The 25096-nt window shown below is 38.7% G+C and carries 19 protein-coding genes; 16 read left to right on the top strand and 3 right to left on the bottom strand.

Features of this window, described 5'->3' with window-relative positions; translation table 11 throughout:
* The first annotated feature begins 7 nt into the window (after positions 1-7).
* From ABLA33_RS01950 to ABLA33_RS01935, 4 genes are all read left to right on the top strand, one after another.
* Positions 8-880, top strand: coding sequence for a DUF4296 domain-containing protein (locus ABLA33_RS01950; protein WP_347719043.1), 873 nt, complete (start codon positions 8-10; stop codon positions 878-880).
* A 362-nt stretch (positions 881-1242) separates the two neighbouring features.
* Positions 1243-1770 carry an outer membrane beta-barrel protein gene (locus tag ABLA33_RS01945; RefSeq protein WP_311489931.1) on the top strand — a complete coding sequence of 176 codons (528 nt, stop codon included), beginning with the start codon at positions 1243-1245 and terminating at the stop codon, positions 1768-1770.
* Between the two features lie 300 nt (positions 1771-2070).
* Positions 2071-5763 carry a DUF4922 domain-containing protein gene (locus ABLA33_RS01940; protein ID WP_347719032.1) on the top strand — a complete coding sequence of 1231 codons (3693 nt, stop codon included), beginning with the start codon at positions 2071-2073 and terminating at the stop codon, positions 5761-5763.
* Complete coding sequence (locus ABLA33_RS01935) at positions 5763-7034, top strand: MFS transporter (RefSeq protein ID WP_347719031.1); 1272 nt, start codon at positions 5763-5765, stop codon at positions 7032-7034. Before ABLA33_RS01940 ends, ABLA33_RS01935 begins: the two co-directional genes overlap by 1 nt.
* A 113-nt stretch (positions 7035-7147) precedes the next feature.
* On the opposite strand, the gene ABLA33_RS01930 is transcribed toward ABLA33_RS01935, so the two are convergent.
* Entirely contained in the window at positions 7148-8050 is a 903-nt protein-coding gene (locus ABLA33_RS01930; RefSeq protein ID WP_347719030.1) for a hypothetical protein, read from the bottom strand.
* A 268-nt stretch (positions 8051-8318) separates the two neighbouring features.
* On the opposite strand from ABLA33_RS01930, the gene gdhA reads away from it, so the two are divergent.
* From gdhA to ABLA33_RS01870, 12 genes are all read left to right on the top strand, one after another.
* A complete protein-coding gene (gdhA, locus tag ABLA33_RS01925) occupies positions 8319-9656 on the top strand; it encodes an NADP-specific glutamate dehydrogenase (protein WP_311489935.1) in 1338 nt (445 codons plus the stop codon).
* Between the two features lie 537 nt (positions 9657-10193).
* Entirely contained in the window at positions 10194-10619 is a 426-nt protein-coding gene (locus ABLA33_RS01920) for an FdtA/QdtA family cupin domain-containing protein (RefSeq protein WP_311489936.1), read from the top strand.
* Positions 10619-11578: a GNAT family N-acetyltransferase gene (locus ABLA33_RS01915; RefSeq protein WP_347719029.1), complete on the top strand. Its 960-nt coding sequence runs from the start codon at positions 10619-10621 to the stop codon at positions 11576-11578. Before ABLA33_RS01920 ends, ABLA33_RS01915 begins: the two co-directional genes overlap by 1 nt.
* The gene (locus ABLA33_RS01910; protein ID WP_347719028.1) at positions 11571-12674 is read left to right on the top strand and encodes a DegT/DnrJ/EryC1/StrS family aminotransferase; all 1104 of its coding nucleotides are present in this window, start codon (positions 11571-11573) and stop codon (positions 12672-12674) included. Before ABLA33_RS01915 ends, ABLA33_RS01910 begins: the two co-directional genes overlap by 8 nt.
* Positions 12675-12687: 13 nt before the next feature.
* Positions 12688-13494 carry a glycosyltransferase family A protein gene (locus ABLA33_RS01905; RefSeq protein WP_347719027.1) on the top strand — a complete coding sequence of 269 codons (807 nt, stop codon included), beginning with the start codon at positions 12688-12690 and terminating at the stop codon, positions 13492-13494.
* A gap of 14 nt (positions 13495-13508) precedes the next feature.
* On the top strand, positions 13509-14309 hold the full coding sequence (locus ABLA33_RS01900) for a glycosyltransferase (RefSeq protein WP_311489940.1): 801 nt from the start codon (positions 13509-13511) through the stop codon (positions 14307-14309).
* The gene (locus tag ABLA33_RS01895) at positions 14296-15198 is read left to right on the top strand and encodes a glycosyltransferase family A protein (protein WP_347719026.1); all 903 of its coding nucleotides are present in this window, start codon (positions 14296-14298) and stop codon (positions 15196-15198) included. The genes ABLA33_RS01900 and ABLA33_RS01895 overlap by 14 nt, the downstream gene beginning before the upstream one ends.
* Positions 15199-15445: 247 nt before the next feature.
* Positions 15446-15952, top strand: a complete 507-nt coding sequence (locus ABLA33_RS01890) for a DMP19 family protein (RefSeq protein WP_347719025.1) — start codon at positions 15446-15448, stop codon at positions 15950-15952.
* Positions 15953-15956: 4 nt separating this feature from the next.
* Positions 15957-16439: an SsrA-binding protein SmpB gene (smpB, locus tag ABLA33_RS01885; RefSeq protein WP_311489943.1), complete on the top strand. Its 483-nt coding sequence runs from the start codon at positions 15957-15959 to the stop codon at positions 16437-16439.
* Complete coding sequence (gene metH / locus ABLA33_RS01880; RefSeq protein WP_347719024.1) at positions 16429-19161, top strand: methionine synthase; 2733 nt, start codon at positions 16429-16431, stop codon at positions 19159-19161. Before smpB ends, metH begins: the two co-directional genes overlap by 11 nt.
* Before the next feature lie 2 nt (positions 19162-19163).
* Positions 19164-20441: a beta-mannosidase gene (locus tag ABLA33_RS01875; RefSeq protein WP_347719023.1), complete on the top strand. Its 1278-nt coding sequence runs from the start codon at positions 19164-19166 to the stop codon at positions 20439-20441.
* On the top strand, positions 20438-20959 hold the full coding sequence (locus tag ABLA33_RS01870; RefSeq protein WP_347719022.1) for a phosphatase PAP2 family protein: 522 nt from the start codon (positions 20438-20440) through the stop codon (positions 20957-20959). Before ABLA33_RS01875 ends, ABLA33_RS01870 begins: the two co-directional genes overlap by 4 nt.
* Positions 20960-21034: 75 nt before the next feature.
* Here ABLA33_RS01870 and ABLA33_RS01865 read toward each other — a convergent pair whose 3' ends face one another.
* Together ABLA33_RS01865 and glgP are read right to left on the bottom strand one after the other, a co-directional pair.
* Entirely contained in the window at positions 21035-22366 is a 1332-nt protein-coding gene (locus ABLA33_RS01865) for a DEAD/DEAH box helicase (RefSeq protein WP_347719021.1), read from the bottom strand.
* 91 nt (positions 22367-22457) lie between these two features.
* Positions 22458-25088 (bottom strand): alpha-glucan family phosphorylase, encoded by a 2631-nt coding sequence (gene glgP / locus ABLA33_RS01860; RefSeq protein WP_311489948.1) that lies wholly within the window; start codon positions 25086-25088, stop codon positions 22458-22460.
* Positions 25089-25096: the final 8 nt, after the last annotated feature.

The raw sequence follows: 25096 nt of genomic DNA, 5'->3' as shown, positions 1-25096 counted from the left end.
TGCAGCAATGAAAGTGGTTTGTTTCAGTATTTGTCTTTTGACAATATTTTTTTTTAGCAGTTGTCACAATAAGGCACCTGAAGATATTCTCTCACCATCAAAGATGGAAGAGATACTATATGACTATCACATTGCGCAAGCAATGGGGCAGCTCTCTGATAGTGCTGACTATAATACACAGCTTTATAGTGAAGCGGTATTCAAAAAATATGACATAACGGAAGCTGACTTCGATAAATCTATGGAGTATTATTCTCGCCATGCAGATGAACTCTATAAAATATACCAAAAGCTGAATGATCGTTTTGGCTCTTCTGCAAACTCTTCAAAACTTGGAGTCGGACATCTTATTGCAGGAGCTGATACTACAATGGTGTGGAGTGGCAATTCATTCAACTTACTTAGTGCCAATGGTAGAAACCATTTAGATTTTAATACTCCACTGAATTCTACAGTCCAAGCAGGAAGTCAACTGATAATGCGCTTTTACACTCAATGGGTTTATCATGAAGGAGAGAAATCGGCCATTCTTAATCTCACTATTCATTATGCTAATGATTCTACCGTAGTGATGACGCGTAACGTCTACGATAGCGGCGAGCAGACCCTAAGTATGTGGGTTGGTGATGTTCCCATTCGCTCCATTAGTGGATTTGTTTACCAAGTTGTTACATGGGCGGCTCGTCCTAAACTTCTTGTCATTTCTCAGCCTATGTTACTCTGCGTTAATCCTAAGCGAGAGGATAAGACTCAAAAAGAGCATAGAGAATCAAAGGCGGACAGCTCAGAGAGTAATAAAACTAAAAGCTCAGAGCAATATATTCAGGACAGTCTTCTAAATATTGATAAAGAGCATTCTAAGCAAAATCACTTTAAATAAGTAAGTATGGAGCAAATAGGAGTAAGTCGCCTTCATCTTCCGAATGGAACTATACGACATAATCAAATACTCATTTTTGAAAATAAAAAACTTGTCCGCTATTTTCCGCTGACAGAAGAAATAGCATTTACAAAATGGATAGGGGGAGACTATTATCTTAATCCAGTAGAGCATTCTCTTTATTAGTGTTTATCAATTTATTTTACTGATTTATCTGGAAAATAGTCTATTTTGAAAACTATAATTTGCAAAGTTGCCGAATATAAGCAAAATAACTTTAATTTATTTGTTCTTACAGATCAAACATATTTACCTTTGCACAATCAAACTACATATTGTGTAAATTTTAAAGCAATTAAAGTATGAAAAAGTTATTTTTGACACTCGTTCTCGCAGTAGCGACAGTTGCTGCTAGTGCACAGGTTTATGTTGGTGGTGAAGTAGGTCTTTGGCGTAATTCTGACGCTAACCACACTAATTTTACTCTTCAGCCGGAAGTAGGTTATACGCTTTCTAAGCAGTGGGCTATTGGTACTAACATCGGTTTCCAACACAATTACAATAGCGGTTCTAAAGTGAATGCTATTAACGTATCTCCTTATGCACGTTACACTTTTGCGAAATTTGGTCCTGTAAACCTCTTTGCTGATGGTGGCTTCGGTTTCTATAGTGTAAAACCTAAGAATGGTAGCTCTGTTAGCGCATGGGAAGTAGGTGTAAAACCAGGTCTTGCTGTAAATCTTAATAAGAAGCTGAGCTTCGTTGCTCACGTAGGATTCCTTGGTTATCGTGATTCTGACGATGCTATTGCAGGCAAACTTTGGGAGAATGGCTTTGGCTTCAACTTGAGCGGAAATTCTCTCCAATTCGGTCTCAACTACAATTTCTAATTAAGAAGTACAGACTTTAAGGAAAAAGGCTCGAAACTCTAAGGTTTCGAGCCTTTTTCTTTTTTTTATTCAACAAAATACACTACTTATATTATATTTTTAGTGAACTAATAGCTTTTAAAAATATAATAGTATTCTATTTTTTTGAATGAGATAATATTCTATGCAGAAATAATCAGACACTATTTAGGCTCTCTTGATACAGACATGAGAACAGTTATAGTGTCAAAGCTTAAAGAGCCTGAGTTATTACGATTTTTTTACTTATTTTTGCAGCTATATTTATGATACTTTATGGCTATGCAGAATATTGATATCTTTAAGGCTGTGGATTTCCATGACTTGTTAAGATCTACGAAATCTTTGAAGGCTGTGGCTTTAAAAGCCAAAAGTAAATATTCCCTCCTTTATATTTCGGATAAAGAAGTAACGTTGGGATATCGGTGCGTTGAGCGAATGATCCAAGCTGCAGAAGAAACACAGGCAGCTATGATCTATTCTGATCGCTACGATGATACACAGCCTCATCCTGTAATAGATTATCAAGAAGGAGCTTTGCGTGACGATTTCGATTTTGGTCCACTATGGCTGATTCGTACAGACTTACTAAAATCTTTCTTTTCTAATGGCAATAGTTGTCCGCGCTACAGATTTTCGGCTCTTTATGCTCTCCGCCTCTATTTAAGCAGATATGGATCTATCTTTCATTTGAAAGAATATCTCTACTCTGTCACCGAAACAGATTCGCGTGCTAGTGGAGTTAAGCAGTTTGACTATGTTGATCCAAAAAATAGAGAAGTACAATTAGAAAATGAGCGTATTTGTACAGAGCACCTTCGCAGTGTTGGTGCATTCCTCCCTGCTGATGAATTCGATGACTTACCTGCATTTTTGGAAGAGAATAGCGAGTTCCCTGTAGAAGCAAGTGTTATTATTCCTGTGCGCAACCGCGTTAAAACTATTTGTGATGCAATTCAGAGCGTTCTTTCTCAAGAAGCCGATTTTGATTATAATATAATTGTAGTAGATAACCATTCTACTGATGGTACGTCAGAAGTCATAACTGCTTTCATCAATGATGGGAGAGTGGTGCATCTTATCCCCGAACGCAAAGATCTAGGGATCGGCGGTTGTTGGGATTTTGCAATACGTGATGCACACTGCGGCCGCTACGCTGTACAATTAGATTCTGATGATTTGTATAGTTCTACAGATGTGTTAGAACGCATCGTAAAGGCATTCCAAAAGCAGAAAGCAGCAATGGTCATAGGTTCCTATCGCATGGTCAACTTTCAGTTAAATACTCTGCCTCCAGGACTTATTGACCATAAGGAATGGACTCCCGACAATGGTCGTAATAATGCGTTGCGTATCAATGGACTTGGAGCGCCACGTGCTTTTCGAACTGATCTTCTGCGCAGAATAGGTTTCCCTAATACTTCTTATGGTGAGGATTATGCTTTAGGCTTAACCATTTCACGCCACTATCGTATCGGTCGTATTTACGATGAACTTTATTTATGCCGCCGTTGGGAAGGAAATAGTGATGCGGCTTTAAGTGTAGAGCAAGTGAATAAAAATAATCTCTATAAAGATTCGCTGCGCACTATGGAACTGAGAGCTCGTCGCTCTCTCAATGCAACTCGTAACCATCCTGTTGATGCTTCAGAAGTTACCGAATTTTTCCATCAGCAATTGGAGAGTTGGCCAGAAATTAAAGAGAGATTTAGTGAACTTGATTCTGTCGAGACAAAAGAGCTGTCTATTGGTGACTCCTCACTTGCTGTCCAATTTAATCCTTGCCGTATTGTTTCAACGGGTGCAAAGATAGATAAGAAAACAATCAAAGCACGTCAATGCTTTCTTTGCAAAGAAAATCGACCATCAGAACAAATATCTCTTCCGATAGAAGGGAAATTTCAGGTTTTGGTAAATCCATTTCCAATACTCCCTCAACATCTAACGATTCCCATGCGGCATCATTTGCCACAAACATTTTCTTCGTTGAGGAACGTCATGAATCAAATAGCGTGGGAACTTGAGGATACTGTAGTTTTCTATAATGGTCCGCGTTGTGGAGCTTCTGCTCCTGATCATGCTCATTTGCAAGCAGGCGGAAAAGGAATTATACCTATTGAGAGAGATTGGAAGTTCTACTCTTCAAAGATGCGAAAAATTTGGCCTGCTACACCTCTTGATGAATCTGAGCTGCAAGATAATGGCTATTCTGCTACGCAAGCAGGAATTTACTTATTGAGGGAATATGCTTGCCCTGGTTTTGTTATTGTGGGTGAACACGTAGGTGAAAACTTCCTCACAAATAAACTTTTTGATGTCCTCCCCATTGAGGCAGAGATGAAAGAGCCCGATGTGAATGTCTTGACGTGGAAGGAAAAGGGAACTCCTATTCTAGAAGAGCGACTCGTAAGTGTCGTTTTTCTGCGGCGCAAACATCGTCCAGATTGCTATTATGCAGAAGGAGAAAGCCTGTTCATTGTTTCTCCTGGTTCGGTAGATATGGGAGGACTAATTATTACACCTCGTAAGGAGGATTTCGACCGAATGACGGCAAAGAAAGCATGCGAAATATTAAGAGAAGTGGCTGCTACAGAAAAGGAACTGGAACGCATAGCGAAGCATTTACAGAATACCAAATTACAACGTACAGAAAGAGCTTCTTCTTATTCAAATTCAAACCGAACAGTAGATCCGCAGGTAAGTGTGGGAATCTGTAGTGGAAATAAAATCCGCTTTGTCCTAAATGCTCCTTATATGGCAAAAGGGAGAAATGAAGAAGGATTGCAAGTGGCCACTTGCGAAAATGGAGGAATTTTTTGGAATGGGAATCTTTATAGTGAATTGACTTTTACGCCTATTGAAGAGGAGGCAAGTTTCACTCTACGAGATGTTACTATTGGTGTCAACTTCCATTGGGAACGCCAAGAAGCTCAAACTTTTCGGGGAAAACTACGACTATTGGTTCACGAGGACAAAATATATGTTATCAATGAACTGCCCGTAGAGGATTATCTTCGTAGTGTTATCTCTTCGGAAATGAGTGCAACCTCTTCTTTGGAACTTTTGAAGGCCCATGCAGTAGTATCCCGTAGCTGGCTTTTCTTTCAAATGCAAAAGAGACAAAAGAATGGAGAAACGAATAGCAACTTCTTTTCTTTCCAGCGTAAGAATGATGAATACATTCGTTGGTATGATCGTGAGGATCATACACTCTTTGATGTTTGTGCCGATGACCATTGCCAGCGATATCAAGGTATAACACGTGAAGTAGCAGAGGCTGTGTCGCGTGCTATTGATGAAACTCATGGTTTAGTACTAACCAGTGAGGACGAGATTTGTGATGCACGCTTTTCTAAATGTTGTGGTGGGATTTCTGAAACATTTGATACTTGTTGGAACGATGAAGATGTAACTTATCTTCAAGCTATTCGTGATTCAGAAGATTCAACTATTCCAGATTTACGAATAGAGGAGAATGCTGATAAGTGGATTAGACAATCCCCAGCAGCTTTCTGTAACACCAATGACAGGCAACTCTTGCAACAAGTATTAAACTCATACGACCAAGAAACTTCTGATTTCTATCGTTGGATTATTTGCTATACAAGAGAAGAGCTATCAACTTTAGTAAACAAGAAAACAGGAGAGAATTTTGGAGAAATTCTTGATCTGATACCTGTAGAGCGAGGTGCAAGTGGCCGTCTCAAGAAGCTTCAAATTGTAGGCACCAATAAGTCGATGATAATTGGAAAGGAATTAGAAATTAGAAGAGTTCTATCTGAAAGTCATCTTTATAGTAGCGCGTTTGTTGTGGACAAAGATAATTCTGGTAATTTCACGCTGACTGGAGCAGGGTGGGGACATGGAGTCGGGATGTGCCAGATAGGTGCAGCTGCCATGAGTGAGAAGGGTTATAAATATACTTCTATTCTTTCCCACTATTATCGTAATACAAAACTAAAAAAGATTTATTGATGAGCCAGAATAATAAAAAACGTAATCCTTGGGCTTGGATTCCCTCGCTCTATTTTGCCGAAGGTATTCCTAATATATTGGTAACCTTCTTAGCTTGTTTTATGTATAAGCGTTTAGGACTTTCTAATACGGATGCTGCTCTCTACACCTCATGGTTATATCTTCCTTGGGTTATTAAACCTTTTTGGAGTCCTATTGTTGAGATGCTGAAATCGAAGCGTTGGTGGATTCTTATCATGCAACTTCTTTTAGGAAGTTCTATGGCTGGTGTTGCTTTCACAATTCCCGTTCCACATTTTGTGCAATGGACCTTGTGCTTCTTTTGGCTGATGGCTTTCAGTAGCGCAACTCATGATATAGCTGCAGACGGTTTCTATATGATTGCCCTCAATCAGCATGACCAAAGTCTTTATGTAGGTGTGCGCAGTACTTTTTATCGAGTATCGACAATAGCCGGCCAAGGCATTTTAACTATTTTTGCAGGTGCACTGGAAGCATATACTCGCAGTCCTTCGAAGGCATGGAGTTATACTTTCTTTCTTGCTGCTACTATTTTTACTTTACTTTATTGTTGGCACGCATTTATTTTGCCGCGTCCCCTTGATGATCGAAGTCGAGAGGTAAAATTCAATACAAATCGGTTGACTGAATTTTTTCAAACTTTCGTTAGTTTCTTCAAAAAACCAGGTATTGGTATCGCCATACTATTTATGCTGTTGTATCGACTACCTGAGGCACTTCTTACAAAAATCTGTCCATTTTTTTATGTTGATCCTATAAATAAAGGAGGTTTGGGGCTGGCTACAAGTGAAATAGGTTTCTTACAAGGCACAGTTGGAGTAATCGGCTTGCTCTTAGGAGGAATTATAGGCGGCATTGTAGTAGCAAAAGGTGGTTTTAAGAAATGGCTTTGGCCAATGGTACTAAGTATTACCATTCCTGATCTGGTATATATATTCTTGGCTTATTATCAACCAGATAATTTTATTTTGATAAATGTACTAGTTTTTTTAGAGCAATGTGGTTATGGTTTTGGATTTACTGCTTACATGCTCTATTTGATATATTTTGCTCAAGGACCTTCTAAAACTGCTCACTATGCTTTTTGCACAGGTTTTATGGCGCTTAGTATGATGTTACCAGGCTTGTTAAGTGGTTGGTTACAAGAAAAGATAGGATATCTCAACTTCTTTATCCTAGTGTGTTGCCTAACACCTTTAACCTTTATAGCTGCTGCACTTATAAAGGTTCCCAAAGATTATGGGAAATAGTTTTCAATTATAAAAGGAATACTTGGAATAAGTATTCCTTTTATTGTAATACTAATGCAGTTTGTTACGATTCTTCTAATTATACTCCACTGCCGTCTATAGAAGATCTATTCCTAATGACTGTTTTTAGGCAAGAGTTGTAAGGCAAGCATCCAATACTGGAATTCTATAGCAAAACGAGAAAGCGTAAAAGAAAAAGTGGCTGTTCCGATAAATACAAAGGTAAAAGTAGTACTTTGGCTGGCACTTTCTCTTAATATTTCTGCTTTGGCGTAGGCTACTGATGATAAAGCTAATGCTAAAACAGGAGTATTAAGTATTAGTAGAACAAGACAGATAGGAATACCTGATATAAAAATCAGCAGGGAACTCTTACTCCATCCTTTGATTCTGAATAAGCCTTGTATAATACTATTGCTTGTTGATACATTTCCGATTGCTTTAAACACTTTTGCACGATAAAGGGAAATACTTATATATAAATATATAGGTAGGGGTAAAATTAGAAACCAAAGACTTACTCTTAAAGCAAGTGCACAAAAAACTCCACTTATAATGCAAGCTACCAAGAGATATACAAACGAAATGACCAAAGTAGACGTTCCTAATGTCCCTATTTCTTTTAGGTAGCGAAAACTCTTTCTTTTCGGAAATTTTCTTGATTCCTTATATTCTTTTATTTGAGTAAGTAGTTTTCCTTTTGAAAATAAATAACCTAATAAATAGAATATTAAAGAGAGAGTGAGGGTAATAATACTTTGTTTCCCTGGATATTGAACTTGTTCTAGGATGTGGGGTAGGGGAATACCTTCTTCATAAAGAGTGAAAGTAGGTAATAATAATGTATTGTAAAGCCTAAGAAGACTGTATATAAAAAGGGCTGCACTCAGTCCCGACAATAATAAGAAGGGGAATTGAAAACTAAAGAATGCTTTCCAATTAAGTGTAAAGATTTTCCATGCATCAACCATACAAGCTGGCAAGCTTCTTTGAAACGTACTGAATTTCTGATTCATAATGACAATAATTTTATATGCGAAGTTACATTAACCTTGGAATATTTCAAAAAAAACTTAGAAGTATCACTTGGCATATAGTGAAGTTTAGTAAATAATATAGAACAAATGCAGCTGACATTTTTTTAGGAAAAGTTGGTTATTCTTGGATAAATTCTGATTTTTCCTACTGAAAAATTTTGGATTATCGGAATTCTCCTTTACATTTGCAAAATCATAGTATTTAAAAGACAGTTATTAACTCTAATCATTAACCACTTTTATAATTATGAAAACCGAAGTAATTATGCAAGCCCTAGAGGCTAAGCATCCTGGAGAAAAAGAATATCTCCAGGCAGTAAAGGAAGTATTACTTTCTATTGAAGATGTTTACAATCAGCATCCTGAGTTTGAGCGCGTGAAACTTATCGAGCGCTTGGTTGAACCTGACAGAATTCTGACATTCCGCGTTCCTTGGACTGATGATTCAGGAGAGGTACATGTAAACTTAGGTTATCGCGTTCAATTCAATAATGCTATTGGCCCGTACAAGGGAGGAGTACGTTTTCATCCATCTGTTAATCTTTCTATCCTGAAGTTCTTGGGCTTTGAACAAACTTTTAAGAATGCGCTGACGACATTGCCAATGGGAGGTGCCAAAGGTGGAGCAGATTTCTCACCACGTGGAAAATCTGATTCAGAGATTATGCGCTTCTGCCAAAGCTTCATGCTAGAAGCCTACAAGATCCTAGGTCCAGACATGGATGTTCCTGCAGGTGATATTGGTGTAGGTGGCCGTGAGGTAGGCTATATGTTTGGAATGTACAAGAAACTCACGCACGAGCATACTGGTACTTTTACCGGAAAAGGCCAAGAGTTTGGTGGGTCAATCCTCCGTCCAGAAGCAACGGGATATGGCGCTTGCTATTTCTTGAAGCAAATGTTGGCCGATTATGGTATGGAAGTGAAAGATAAAACTATTGCTATCAGTGGTTTTGGAAATGTAGCTTGGGGGGCAGCGAAGAAAGCAACAGAACTTGGTGCTAAGGTCGTAACTATTAGTGGGCCAGATGGATATGTTTACGATCCAGACGGTATAAGTGGCGAGAAAATTGAATATATGCTTGAACTTCGTGCCAGTGGTAATGACATTGTTGCTCCTTATGCTGAAAAATATCCTAAAGCAGCATTCTTTGCAGGTAAGAAGCCGTGGGAAGTAAAAGTTGATATAGCGATGCCATGTGCTACTCAAAACGAATTGAACGAAAATGATGCAAAACAATTGGTTGCAAATGGCGTAAAATGCGTTGCAGAGGTTAGCAATATGGGTTGTACCACAGAAGCTATCGATTACTTCATCGAACAAAAAACTCCATTTGCTCCAGGTAAGGCCGTGAACTCTGGAGGTGTTGCTACTTCTGGTTTGGAAATGACTCAGAATGCTATGCATTTATATTGGACTGCTGAAGAAGTAGACAAGCATCTAAACCAAATTATGACAGATGTGCATGCTCAGTGCTTGCAGTATGGCAAACAAGAAGATGGTTATATAAACTATGTTCGCGGTGCAAACATAGCAGGTTTCATGAAAGTTGCCCATGCTATTATAGCACAAGGCATTCTGTAAAATATAATAATTATTTTCTTCGCTGGAAGAAATCCCCAAAATACGATGAGAGCTAGGCCACGAGCTTGGCTCTTATCGTATTTTTAAATGTATTCGAAAATACTTTCTGCAGTTATATGTCCATGTATACGCCGTTTAACTAAAGAAAGTAAATGCTATAAAAATACAATAAGCCTGTCAGCTGACATCCTTATAGCGTTCGCAAATATCCTTATCGTATTTTCTAGTGCTATAAGGATATTTTTCGCAGTCTAGAAAGTAACTTGTGTTAAAATCCTTGTGTCAAATTTTTTATTATTTACTGCGAACAATGTGCTGTTAATGTTCATTTCAACTTCTGACAAATGATATATAATGACAAGCATGTCTAGCAATGTAAATATTGCAGTCGTCATTTAGATATCCATATCTTCATAATTGTCATTATGTTTAATTTAAACGATAAGTATGAGAATCTATCGCCTTTAGTACTTGTTTTATCAAGAAAGACTCATTATATCATAGATTTTAGTATATTTGCGATAGAAATAGAAGAATATGCCCTCCCATCTTTGCAAGGATTTCACACACGAATATATAACTATTCCAACGATAACTGATAGCCGAGGTAACTTGGCGATTATTGACAATGTAGAATCTGTTCTGCCGTTTAATGTTCAACGAGTATTTTGGATTTATAACGTACCAGAAGGACAAGTTCGTGGTTTACATGCTCATAGAACATGCTCTGAAGTTCTAGTTGCTGTGAAAGGTTCGCTTAATATTACTTTAATAGATAAAGATGGTTCTAAAGAATATAAGTTGGACAGTCCGAATAAAGGTTTACTTATTTGTCCTTTTGTTTGGTGCAAGTTAGAAAAATTCAGTTCTGATTGCGTCTGCATTTGCTTTGCCTCAGAGGCGTACGATGAAACAGGTTATATTAATGACTGGGATTCTTTTTCAGAGATTATTAAAAAATAATGAAGATTAGTCCATATAAATCCACAGATAAAGATCTTTGGGATCAATTTGTAGAAGGTTCTAAAAATGGTACTTTCTTATTTCTACGTGATTATATGGATTATCATAAAGACCGCTTCTCTGATTCTTCTCTGTTCATTAGGAATGCAAAAAATATTCCTATTGCTTTATTTCCTGCAAATTATGTTGAATCTGAAAAACTTGTTGTATCTCATGGAGGTTTAACCTATGGTTCTCTTCTTCTCTCTTATGAAGCCACTGCTATTGATATAGGAAAAATGTGGGAAGAAATTCGAAGATATTATAAGCATCTAGGTGCTGATTTACTGCATCTTAAAACAATTCCATATATTTATCATAATTATCCATGCGAGGAGGAGCTGTATTGGCTTTTTCGTTTTGGAGCAAAACTACTATCACGTGGTTTGTCTTCTGTAGTTGATTTGAGAAATCCTCTTTCTTTTAGTAAGTTACGGAAGCGGAAAGTTAAAATGGCACAACAATCATCTTTAGAGTTAATGCTGAATGCTCCCCTATCCTATTATTCCGAATTTTGGACTATTTTAGAGAAGGTTCTTCTTTCATATCATAACACACTACCAGTACATTCTTTGGAGGAGATACTTTTACTTGTACAACATTTTCCTCAAAATATACAGTTGGCTCTAGTTCGGGAAGCAGATAATGTTGTCGCAGGCTGTGTTCAATATAAGACAAAAAATGTCAATCATATTCAGTATATTGCGGCTTCAGAAGAAGGCCGAGACAAAGGGGCTCTTGATTTTCTTTTCTATCATTTAATTCAGATTTCACAGAAAGAAGGTTTCAGATATGTTGATTTTGGAATTTCTACGGAACAAGATGGACACTATCTAAATGAAGGTCTACTTTTTCAGAAAGAAGGCTTTGGTGGTAGGGGAATTTGTTACGACAAATATGAGATAAACCTAAATGATTAACTTCTTAGACATACAGAAAATATCACAAAAATTTCAGCCAGATTTATCCTCTGTCATAGAAGATGTAGTAAACTCTGGCTGGTATTTGAATGGAACAAAACTATCTGCTTTTGAAGATGCTTTTGCCAATTTTATTGGTGTTCAGCATTGTATTGGTGTAGGAAATGGTTTAGATGCATTGACATTGATTTTGCAATCGATGAAAGATCTTTATCATTGGGAAGATGGAGCAGAGGTTATAGTCCCAGCCATGACGTTTATTGCCAGTGCACAAGCCATTGTACGTGCGAATCTTACTCCTGTATTCTCTGATGTCTCTTCTTTCCATTATACAATTACTCCAGAATTACTTTCGTCAAAAGTTACAAAAAAAACCCGAGCTCTTTTACCTGTCCATCTGTATGGAAATTCTTGTGATGTTGAAAGCCTGAGAAAAATATCAGTAGATAATGGATTGCAAATAATTGAAGATGCAGCTCAAGCCCATGGGGGGCGATTTTTCTCGGGAAAGAGAATTGGGGCGGCAGGTGACGCTGCAGCTTTTAGCTTTTATCCAGGCAAAAATTTAGGTGCTTTAGGTGATGGTGGTGCTGTGGTCACAAATAATTCTTATTTGGCAGAACTAGTAAGAATGTATGCTAATTATGGATCTAAAGAAAAATATAAACATGTCATTCAAGGAGTTAATAGTCGCTTAGACGAGATACAAGCTGCGGTCCTTTTACTTAAATTAAAAAAGCTTGACGAAGATAACCAACATCGCCGCCATATAGCGCATATATATAAGTCCTATATTAAAAACCCTTTTGTTGTCTTACCTCAATATGCAGATGAGGATAGCGTTTATCACATTTTTCCTGTTTTGGTAGATAATAGAAAGAAGTTTCAAACTTATCTTATAGAAAAAGGAATAGAAACTTTGTGCCATTATCCCATACCTGTTCATAAGCAGAAGTCATTTTCTTTCTACAACTCTTTGACATTTAAGGAATCTGAAAATATTGCGAATCAAGAAGTTAGTCTCCCAATCAGCCCTGTATTGACAGATGACGAAGCAATGTATATTTCTCAAATGATAAATAATTACAACGATTAAAAAATCTCTGACCATGTCCATAGATGTTCTGATTTGTTCCCTTAACAAAGGTATTGTTCGCGTTGATGAAGTTATGCTTCCTCCTCGCTCAGATGTCCATTATATTGTATCTTATCAGTATACAGATGAACGTTACCTAGACTTAATACCTGAGTCTCTTTCCCAGCGAGAAGATGTTACATTGTATAAATATAATGGGCAAGGATTATCTGCTAATAGAAATTTGGCAATGGAAAAATCTACAGCAGAATTTTTCATGTATGCGGACGATGATACTCATTTTACGGAAGATACTTTTAATACTATCTTCGAAATATTCAAGAAAGAAACAAATTTAGATATAGCATTCTTTAGAGCCAGTACCTATACAGGTAAGTTGCTTAAATCTTATCCAGATAATGAGCAATCCCTTACCGCAATGCCTAAAGATTATATTATTTCAGCTATTGAGATGGTTTGCCGCAGAGAGGCTGTTCAAGGCAAAATACGCTTTGACGAACGTTTTGGTTTAGGTACAAAATTTCTTACATGTGGCGAAGAAGAAATATGGATGGAAGATGCTGTAAAGGCTGGTTTCAAAATGAAGTATTTCCCCATTAAAATTGTGGAAACTTCTACCCTGCTCAAAAAGTCTATGATATATGTCGATGCAGGCGTTCAACGTAGCTACGGTGCTATACTCTACTATAAATACGGGTATAAAGCATGGATTAAAAGTCTGCAATTTGCTTGGCGCTCTGCAAGAAAGCGTATGTGCCATTTTAATCCATTCTTCCGACACTTGTTAGAGGGAATTGCCTATATGCGAAAAAGTGAATAAAGGGGATTTTTCTTATGATTTTAGAATTATTGATTTGCACGATAAATGAAGGTGTACGTCGTGTGCCTAACATCTTATTACCTCAGATAGAGAACGTTCGCTATTTAGTATCATGGCAACAAACTGGTACTGTTAGTATTGGTTTGCCTGAAGAACTCAATCGCCCCGATGTTCGTGTGATCACACTAGAAGGGCGCGGCTTAGCAGCCAATCGTAATAATGCTCTCAAGAATGCTCAAGGCGATATTCTTCTCCTTTCTGATGATGACACAAAATATAAGGCAGAGAATCTGCAAAATATCATTAAGAAATTTAGAACATATCCAAAAGCAGATATTATATGTTTTAAGGCTGTGGATGCAGAAGGTAAAGAGATAAAGCATTATGCAGAACAACCTTTTATTTATGCAAAACGTCCAAAAGGCTCTTTCTTTAGTTCTTGGGAAATAGCTTTTCGTAGGAGTCAAAATCTGCCTGTTTTTGATGAACGTTTTGGGCTTGGTTCACAGTATTTAGCTTGTGGAGAAGAAGAAGTTTTCCTTCACTCAGCATATAAAAAAGGTTTGAAAATCATATTTTTACCAGAAGTGATTGTTGAAACAAATGCGGATACAACAGGAAAACATTTCTTAATAAACGCAGCTGTTCGACGCTCTAAAGGAGCAGTCCTTTGTATCATTTACGGCCCATGGAGTGCCCGCTTACGATGCCTCAAAAAAGCCATGCAATACGACAAACTTCCACTGCAGCAACGCATGAAGTTTTTTGAAGATATGATTCAAGGTATCCATTACATACAATATGGGCATCTCTAATCCGCTAATATCGATAATTGTTCCTTTTAGAAACCGAGAAAGATATATTCAACGGAGCTTAGCATCCTTTCGTCGCATTAAATATCGACCGATTGAACTAATCTTTGTAGACAACGCTTCAGAGGATAAATCTCGAGAGTTTGTAGAGCACTTCCTTCAAAAAATGGTAGAAAAAGATGTGGCTACAATACTTCTTACTGAGCCCACAATTGGAGCTTGTAAGGCTCGTAATTGCGGGCTTCATGCAGCTCATGGAGATTTTGTCTATTTCTTTGATGATGACGACGAAATTTCTGCTGATTTTTTAGATGATGCTCTCCCCTATCTACATAATAATGATATCGTTGCTGCTCCTACACTAATGATTTTCCCTACAGGTGTAGCGAAAGTGAGATATACAAGTTTTTCGGATCGTGTACGCGATCAAATTTTAACGGGTATGCTTTCTACTCAAAGTATGCTTCTTCGCAAATCGGCTTTAATCAGTGCAGGAGAATGGAACGAAAAGCTCCCAAAATGGAATGACTGGGAACTGGGCGTACGTCTGCTCAAGAAAGGGCTGAAAACAACTTGGCTGAAGAAGTCATATCATCGTATTCATCAGCATCCAGATAGTTTAACAGGCCCTTCACTGGGCACTACTTATCCCCTACTTCAACCAGCTCTCTTTGCTGTTAGTTCACTTCCTTTGACAAGTTCTGAGCGAAGAGCTCTTGCTGCTAAGGAGTTAATTCTCTCCCGAGAATTAGAAAAAGCTGGAGAAAAGCAGCAAAGTAGCGCTATCAAGACTCGCAATCTAAAACTGTATCCCTCCCTATTTTTGCTAAGTTGTTATTTAAGATTAATAGATAGAGGAGCTTGGAGGTTTTATCGTACTTTTTGGTTATGAAATAACTAGTATATTGAGGCCTAAAAATATCCTTATTCCATTCTGGAATATCTTTATTGTGTCAGCTGATACAATAAAGATATTTTCAAATCCGAGTATTGTATTTTTTATCGTCTCCATTGTAGTATTATAAGTCTCATTTATAATATGTTAGTGACTAGAAAATTAAGTAGGGAACATTGTACTATTGTCGAAAAAAGATAGTAATATTACCACATTCATCCTAAATTTGTATATTTGCACTAATATGAATGAGGTAACAGTTACAGATGCTGCTTTGCGTGAAGCAGCTAGCAAAGGATCTGATGAGTTTCTCGCATTGGTAATTGATGCCATTTGCGCTTCAGTGAATAATGAACTTACTGCAGAGACGATGGCGCAATTAAATGCAGATCAAATAACTCTCTATGGCTTTAAGATCTTACACGAAGAAGTCATGGATGGTGGTTTTGTACAGTTGATTCATAATGGATATGGTCCTTTTATCTTTCTCAATCCCTTTGCTAAGGCTTTGCGACTTTGGGGACTCCACGATCTCTCAAAGTTGGTTTACAAGGGTCGAAAGTTCTTTGAGCAAGATGTGGAGGAACTCACACGCGAATGTAGTGATGAAGAATTCATGGCTCTTTTTGAACAATTTCCACACTATGATGACTTAGATGACGAATTTGTGGAAAATGAAGAATCCTATGTTGATGGAGTGGCTTATTATGTAGACGAACACCTCGCAAACTTTGTTACTATCATAAAATAAAGAAATGGCAGGAAAAAAAATTGTTTCATCGAGGATAAATATAAAAAATAAGCGAGCAGAACACGATTATTTTATTATAGATCAATATACTGCGGGGATTGTCTTAACTGGCACAGAAATTAAGAGTATCCGTGCGGGAAAAGCAGGTCTTGTTGATACGTTTTGCTTTATTAGCAATAATGAAATTTGGGTCAAAAATATGTACATTGCTGAATATAGTTTTGGCTCTTTTAATCGTCACGAAATACGTCGTGATCGTAAACTCCTTCTTAATAAGAAGGAAATCAGAAATTTGGCAGAAGAAACAAAATCGCCTGGACAAACGATAGTTCCCTTACGCCTATTTATCGATGACAATGGTCGTGCCAAATTAGTAATAGGCCTTTGTCGTGGTAAGAAGGAATACGACAAGCGCGAAACGTTGAAAGAGAAAGAAGGACGTAGGGAAATGGATAGAGTTTTAAAGGGACATAGATATGGGGCTTAAAGAAGCTGTAAAAGATAGAATACTTATTTTAGATGGTGCTTTAGGTACCATGATTCAAAAATACGGATTGTCTGAAACAGACTTTCGTGGTGAACGATTTGCGCACTTACCTGGACAGCAGCGTGGCAATAATGATTTATTAGTGCTTAGTCGTCCCGAAGTGATACGAGAAATCCATACACGTTATCTAGAGGCTGGTGCAGACATCATAGAGACTTGTACGTTTAACAGTCAAAGTATTTCCTTGGCCGACTATCATTGTGAATCGTTGGTAAAAGAAATAAATTTTGCTGCAGCACAATTGGCACGCACATGTGCAGATAATTATGCAACTCCCGAAAAGCCACGCTTCGTTGCAGGTTCTGTTGGTCCGACCAATAAGACTTGCTCTCTGAGTCCAGATGTTAATGACCCAGCGCTCAGAACTTTACATTTTGATGAACTGGCGATAGCCTATCAAGAGCAAATCGAGGCTTTACTTGAAGGAGGTGTCGACGCCATTCTCATTGAGACAGTCTTTGATACATTAAATGCAAAAGCAGCGGTAGTTGCAGCGCAAGCAGCGATGAGTACGAAGGGACGAGAAGTTCCTATCATGCTCAGCGTTACAGTTGCGGACAAAGGTGGGCGCACCCTTTCTGGGCAGACACTCGAGGCCTTTTTGGCATCCTTCAGTACGATGCCTATCTTCTCTGTGGGGTTGAACTGCTCTTTTGGTGCAAAAGATATGAAGCCATTCCTTGAAAATCTCGCGGCAAGGGCCCCCTACTACATCTCTGTGTATCCCAATGCAGGATTGCCCAATTCTTTAGGGGAATACGATGAAACACCCGAGCACATGGCTTCCGAAGTTGCAGAATTTCTAGATGAAAATCTGATAAATATCGTAGGTGGATGTTGTGGAACTACTGACAAGTTTATTGCAGAGTATCCAAAATTGCTAGAAGGTCGTACTCCCCATCGACCTGTAGCTGTTCCTTCTTGTCTGTGGCTCTCTGGTTTAGAATCTTGTGAGATTAGACCAGCGAGAAATTTTACAAATATTGGAGAACGCTGTAATGTGGCTGGTTCGCGTAAGTTTTTACGGCTTGTTTCAGAAAAAAAATATGATGAAGCCATTGGCATTGCACGAAAACAAGTGGAAGATGGAGCACAGATTATTGATATAAATTTTGATGACGGCTTGTTAGAAACAAAAGAAGAAATGGTACATTTCCTAAATCTTCTTGCTTCTGAACCAGATGTTGCCCGTGTGCCTTTCATGATAGATTCTTCGAAATGGGACGTTATAGTTGCAGCACTCAAATGTGTACAGGGAAAATCTATTGTGAATAGTATTTCCTTGAAAGAAGGAGAAGAGACGTTTCTTTCTCATGCACGCGATATACAAAAGTATGGAGCTGCAGTTGTGGTAATGGCTTTTGATGAGACAGGGCAAGCAACAAGTTTCGAACGCAAGATAGAAATTTGTAAACGTGCCTATGATCTTCTTACTCAGCAGTTACATTTTAATCCCAATGATATAATCTTTGACCCCAACGTTTTAAGTATCTGTACAGGAATTCCTGAACATGATTCTTATGGTATAGATTTTATTCGTGCAACGGCTTGGATTCGCGAGAATTTACCAGGTGCGCATGTCAGCGGTGGTATCAGCAATCTATCCTTCTCTTTCCGAGGTAATAACTACTTGCGTGAGGCCATGCATGCTGTATTCCTCTATCATGCCATTCAGAATGGATTGGATATGGGGATTGTAAATCCTTCTTCTACCATTACGTATTCTGATATTCCGAAAGACTTGCTCGAAGTTATAGAGGCTGTTATCCTTAACACTCGCGATGCTTCGGAAGAACTGATAAGTCTTGCGCAGCAAATGACAAATCAGCAGAAAAATAAAGTTGAATACAGTCAGAAAACAGAGCTATGGAGAGATTTCCCCTTAGAGAAACGACTTTCTTATTCTTTGCGAAAAGGAATAGACAGTAATTTAGAAGAAGATCTGACAGAAGCTCTTGGTGAATACGCCCATGCTGTTGATATTATTGAAGGTCCTCTGATGGACGGCATGAATGAGGTTGGGGATCTTTTTGGTGCCGGAAAGATGTTTCTTCCGCAAGTTGTTAAAACAGCGCGGACGATGAAGAAAGCTGTTAGTATTCTACAGCCCCATATCGAAGCTGAGAAAAAAAATGGAAGCAGTGCTGGAAAAGTGTTGATGGCTACGGTGAAAGGCGATGTCCACGATATAGGAAAAAATATCGTGGGTGCCGTACTCTCATGTAATAACTACGCCATAGAAGATATGGGAGTGATGGTTGCTCCTGAAGACATTGCAGAAAAAGCCCTTGAGGTGGGAGCTGATGTAGTTGGACTAAGTGGCCTTATAACTCCTAGTTTGGATGAAATGACAAATACGGTAGTGGTCATGAAGGAACGAGGGATAGAAGTTCCTGTTCTTTTGGGTGGAGCTACAACAAGTCGCTTACACACAGCCTTGAAAATAGCTCCCAATTATGATGGCCCTGTAATATGGGTGAAGGATGCGTCACAAATGGTTATAGCTATGTCGAAGTTATCGAATCCAGCTACTGCAGACGGCTATATTTCCGAGAACTATAAACAGCAAGAAATACTACGTAATAAGTATAAAGTTAAAACTATTCAAGATGCTGATTTCAAGACTGCTAAATCTGATAAACTCAACCTTTTCAATAAATAATTATGAAACGATTACTAACAGCACTCTTTGTGCTTTTTACCTGTTGTGCTCATGCAATTACAGGAAAGTACATCACTGTTGAAGGAAACAGGCTGATGAAAGATGGGGCTCCCTATTTCTATGTCGGGGCTAATTTCTGGTATGGTCCAATCCTTGGCTCCAAGGGAGAAGGTGGCAACCGCGAGCGTTTAGTTTATGAGTTGGATTCTCTGAGATCTATGGGCGTTGATAATCTCAGAATACTTGTAGGTGCAGAACGAGGCAGTAAGTTTGCAAACTCTGTAAGCCCTGTTCTTCAGTCAGCACCTGGGGTATATGATGAAGCTCTTTTTGATGGACTTGACTATTTACTTGCTGAAATGGAAAAGCGCAATATGGTTGCCGTACTTTATCTTACAAATTCATGGGATTGGAGTGGTGGTTATGGCTTCTACTTGCGTGAGACAGGTCATGGAGATTCTCCTTCTGCAGAAGGTCCTGGCGGATTTGAGGCTTACTGCAATTATGCTGCAAATATGAATAGTGATCCGAAGGCTCAGAAGCTTTTCTTTGATTACATAAAGACAGTTATTCCTCGTACGAATAAATATACAGGTCGCAAGTATATAGAAGATCCTACCATTATGGCATGGCAAATTGCTAATGAGCCACGCCCCTTCTCTACAAAGGAATGCGACAATATGATTAAGTTCTTGGCAACGACTACGAAACTGATTAAATCATTGGATAAGAATCATCTTGTATCTTTGGGAAGTGAAGGTATTGTGGGGTGTGAAAATAATGAAGAAGTGTGTGAACGCTCCGTGATGGATAAGAATGTGGATTACATGACAATACACATTTGGCCGAAAAACTGGAATTGGACTTCTAACGATAGACTGACAGAAGCGCTTCCTAATGTTTATTTGAAAGCAAAAGATTATATTGCTAGCAACTCGCGAATTGCAGATAAAGCAGCAAAACCTATTGTCATCGAAGAATTTGGATATCCACGTGATCATGCCTTATATTCCGCAGAAGCAACTGTATCTGCTCGTGATAATTTCTATAACTTCATTTTCCAGCAAATTATACAGAGTAAAGAAAATAATGGAAATATTGTGGGTTGCAACTTTTGGGGCTGGGGCGGTAAAGGACGCTTAAACGGGAGTCGTTGGAAAGCAGGCGATGACTTTCTTTGTGATCCTCCTCACGAGCCACAAGGTTGGTATTCAGTGTATGATTCGGATACAACAACTACGGACTTAATAAAAGCTGCAGTAAAGACACTGCGTAAATGAGAGTAATAGCAACACTATTATTGTTGGCTTGTCCTGCAATGTTAATGTCACAAACTAAGAGCCGAGTAAGGAAATCTACGGATTTCCTTTTCTCGACTCCTGTTGTTGCAGGCATAACAACTGCACTAATTAAGAAAGATTATACAGGCCTCAAGCAATTAGCTTTCTCAACGGGTACAGCGATAGCTACAAACTATGCCTTAGAACTTTCTGTAAGAAAAGCGCGTCCCGATCATACAGGACAACACTCCTTCCCGTCTACTCATACGCTTATAGCCTTTACTGGTGCTGAATATGTTCAGCGACGTTATGGATGGAAGTGGGGACTTCCTGCTTTTATAATTTCTAGTTATGTGGCTTGGGGCAGAATCAATTCGGGGAAGCATGATTGGTGGGATGTAGCTGCAGGGGCAGCAATCGGAGTTGGTGCAAGCTATGCCTTTACAAAGCCTCTAAAGAATGCAGATATAACAATAGTCCCGTCCTACAAAGGTGTGGTTATCACTGCAATCTTCTAATCATAAAAAATACTCTTCAGCTTTATAAGCTAGTTCGGCCTTCTCTATTTATACACAATCTTGGAATTTATAAGCTTAATGCTTCATTGGCTCAATGAGTGTCTTCATTCCTTTTATTTTCTCTCCAGAAATCATCTGCAGAAGTTGTTTGACCTTATTTCTCTTTACTGCTACATAGGACTGATGTGATGTAATATCAATTCGCCCTATTTCTGTTGATTTCAAGTTACCCTTTTTGCAGAGAAATCCTAGGATGTCTCCCTTTGAGAGTTTATCTTTTTTTCCGCGACCAATATAAAGTGAGCTCCACAAAGGCGCGTATGCCTTTATTGTAGTATCTGAAACATCTAAGTTCTTATACTCCTTTATATAATCAGGGATATTTTCCTCAGGACCAATAAGTAAATAGTTACTTCCTGTATTGTCCCAGCGAGCGGTTCGTCCAGAACGATGGATAAATTCCTCTTCCTTGTTTGTCAAATGGTATTGTACAACGTGGCGCACTTCAGGAATATCTAAACCTCTAGCAGCTAAATCAGTTGCAACTAAGACATTCACACTTCCAGCACGAAATCTGTAAAGATTACGTTCCCTAACCTCCTGTTCTTGCCCTCCATGATAATCTACACAGGAGATTTTGTTTTCTTTTAAGTATGCAAGAATACGAGCAACACTCTCACGATACGCAACAAACACAATTGATGGTTCACCTCTAAAAGAGCTTAAGAGGCGTCCTAATGTTTCAAGCTTGTCCTTTGACGGACTTTTAATAGCATATAGTTCGCTTTTTGCCTCAGAATTTTCTGTAGTTGTCAAATAATTTAAAATCGTTGACTCTTTCGCTCTTTTTTCCGGAAATGCAAAGTCTGGAATCTCTTCTATGTTTGTTGCAGAAGTGAAAATGCGTTGTTTGATATGTGGCAGCTTTCTAATAATTTTATCCATGTCTTCTTGAAAGCCTAGCTCTAAGCATTTATCGAACTCGTCAATAATAAGGGTATGGACTGCACCTGTAAAGATATTATCCTTCTCGATATGATCTAGCAGACGTCCTGGGGTGGCAAAAATTAACTGAGGTTTTATCTCTCTAATCTGCCGATGTTCGTTTATTGTAGGACGACCACCATATAAACAAATACTTCTAATTTCCTTCAACTTCATCCGCTGGAAAACTTCATTAGACTGTAAGGCTAGTTCTCTCGAAGGAAGAATGATAACCACCTGCAATACGTTCTGCTCGACCTTAATTTTTCCTACGATTGGCAAAAGATAAGCAAGAGTCTTACCTGTTCCTGTTGGAGAAAGTAATGTTGTGTTTTTCCCACTCTTGATTGTTTCATAAGCTTTTTCCTGCATTTCCGTAAGAGCTTCAAAGCCAAGATTCGTCAGTATAATATTGCGTTCCATTGTGTCTATATTAAAAGGATGAGAATAAAGAAACTACACTGATTTCTTTAAAAGAAATCAGTGTAGAAATATATTTGTAATTTATTCGTGATTAGTTAAACCAACGTACATAGCAGAAATCCTGGCGGTGAGGCAAGAAAGGATTTTTAGGGAACATACGATATGCAATCTTAAAACTACCAGCAATGTCGATTTCGCTCTTGAGTTCGAAGGTATAAAGATTTCCCTCATGTTCTACTACGTTCATTGGGATAACACGCAATAAGTGGTCTTGTCCTTCAGCAGTGCCAACAACAACCATTTCTATGCCAATTGCATCGTCGAGACCTTGTGCATCTATAGTTACGCGTGATTCAAATTGTTCACCATTGATGTGAATACCATTGTTATCATTCGTAGCTTCTTTCTTAATCACTTGAATGCTGTCCCAACGTTCTGCAACGAGTTCCTTCCAAGCTGCAATTTCTTTTGCAAGCTTATTGTTGTCTGCTGATAAAGCTTTAAAGCGGTTTGCCTCAGGCGTATAGAAGCGATCATAGTAATCGTCTAACTGACGCTTCATTGTATAGTGTGGAGCAATTTGAGCAATGCTATTTTTCACTGTACGTACCCAATTCTCGCTGTAGCCTTTACGATTACGAGCGTAGTAAAGAGGTATAATTTCTTGTTCGAGCAATGAGTATATTGTTGAAGCATCCAACTTATCCTGATACTCTTGATTCTCGTAGGTACGACGATCTGTAAGTGCCCAACCTGCGCCTTCACGATAACCTTCATACCACCAGCCATCAAGAACCGAGAGATTGATAACACCATTCATGAGTGCTTTTTCTCCTGAAGTACCAGAAGCCTCGAGAGGACGTGTTGGTGTATTCATCCATATATCAACACCGCTTACTAAACGACGTGCAAGGTGCATATCGTAATTGTCAAGGAACAGAATCTTGCCAATAAATTCTGGACGCTGAGAAATCTCGTAGATTCGTTTAATTAGGCCTTGGCCAGCACCATCAGCAGGGTGTGCTTTACCAGCAAAGATAAATTGCACTGGATAGTCAGGATTGTTCACAATCTTTGCCAAGCGGTCGAGGTCGCTAAAGAGCAAGTGTGCACGTTTGTAAGTGGCAAAGCGACGAGCAAAACCAATGAGCAGTGCATTGGGGTTAATCTTATCAAGCAGACTTACCACACGACTGGGGTCACCATGATTCTTCAGCCAGTTTTCGCGGAAACGCTCGCGGATATATTTGATAAGTTTATTCTTTAGAGCTAAGCGAGTCTTCCAAATTTCTTCATCGGGAACTTCGTAAATCTTCTCCCAAATCTTTTCATTTGATTCATCTTCCAAGAAATTCTTATCAAAATACTTATTGTAAACAGCTTTCCATTCTTTTGCACTCCACGTTGGATAGTGTACGCCATTTGTAACGTACCCTACATGGCTTTCTTCTGGATGGGAATTGTAAATTTCATACCACTCATCGTGGGTGCGAATATCGTGTTCTACGCGCTCTTCCTCGGGCATATATCCTTTCCAGATATTTTTGAACATCTGCTGACTTACACGCCCATGCAACCAGCTAACACCATTAACCTCCTGACAGGTGTTACAGAGGAAGGTAGACATACAGAAGCGTTCTCCATGATCATCCGGATTCGTACGGCCAAGACCGATAAAGTCATCCCAAGTAATTCCTAATTTTTCAGGAACCCATCCCATGTACTTACCGAATAGTCCTTCGTCGAAATAGTCGTGACCTGCAGGAACTGGAGTATGAACGGTATAGAGCGAGGAGGCACGTACCAGCTCTAAAGCTTCACCGAAAGAGAGGCCTTGACCAACATAATCAACAAGGCGTTCAACATTGCAGAAAGCAGCGTGACCTTCGTTGCAGTGGTAGATGTCTTTCTTGATACCGAGTTTCTTCAAAACTAACATACCACCAATACCGAGCAAATATTCTTGTTTGATACGATTTTCCCAATCACCGCCATAGAGCGCATGTGTAATATTTCTATCATATTCGCTATTTAAAGGAATATCTGTATCGAGGAGATAGAGAGAAATACGACCTACATTTACTTTCCAAATAGCAGCATGAACGAGATAGTTTGGGAATGGAACGTCAACAATAAGTTGATTTCCATTGTCATCAAGAACTCGCTCAATTGGGAGCTTATCGAAATCCTGTGCTTCATAGTTTGCTATTTGTTGACCATCCATGGATAGTGTTTGAGTAAAATAGCCATAACGATATAAGAAACCGACAGCACAGAGATCTACATTAGAGTCACTAGCTTCTTTCAGATAATCGCCAGCCAAAACTCCAAGACCACCAGAATAAATTTTAAGTATATGAAAAAGGCCATACTCCATGCAGAAGTATGCCACACTAGGACGTTTTGCATTGGGAGTTACGTCCATGTATTTGCGAAATTCCTTATATACTTTGTTGATACGACCAACGAGTTCTTTATCTTTGCTTAGTTCTGTTAAGCGTTCATAACTCATGCGTTGGAGCATGTCAATAGGATTTTGATCGCATTTGTGATCAAACAAATCGTGGTCAATACTGCGGAATAATTCGATTCCTTCGGGATTCCAAGTCCACCACAGATTGTGTGCCAATTCGTCAAGCTGTCGTAATTCAGCAGGGATATGGCTCTGAACATTAAAAACCTCCCAGTTCGGCTGGTTAGCGTTGCTTACTTTGACTTTCATAAATTTTT

This window comes from uncultured Alloprevotella sp., from assembly GCF_963536905.1.
In the GTDB taxonomy this organism is placed as follows: Bacteria; Bacteroidota; Bacteroidia; order Bacteroidales; family Bacteroidaceae; genus Alloprevotella.
Note: the sequence above shows the minus strand (reverse complement) of the source record. Positions and strands in the feature narration are given on the sequence as shown.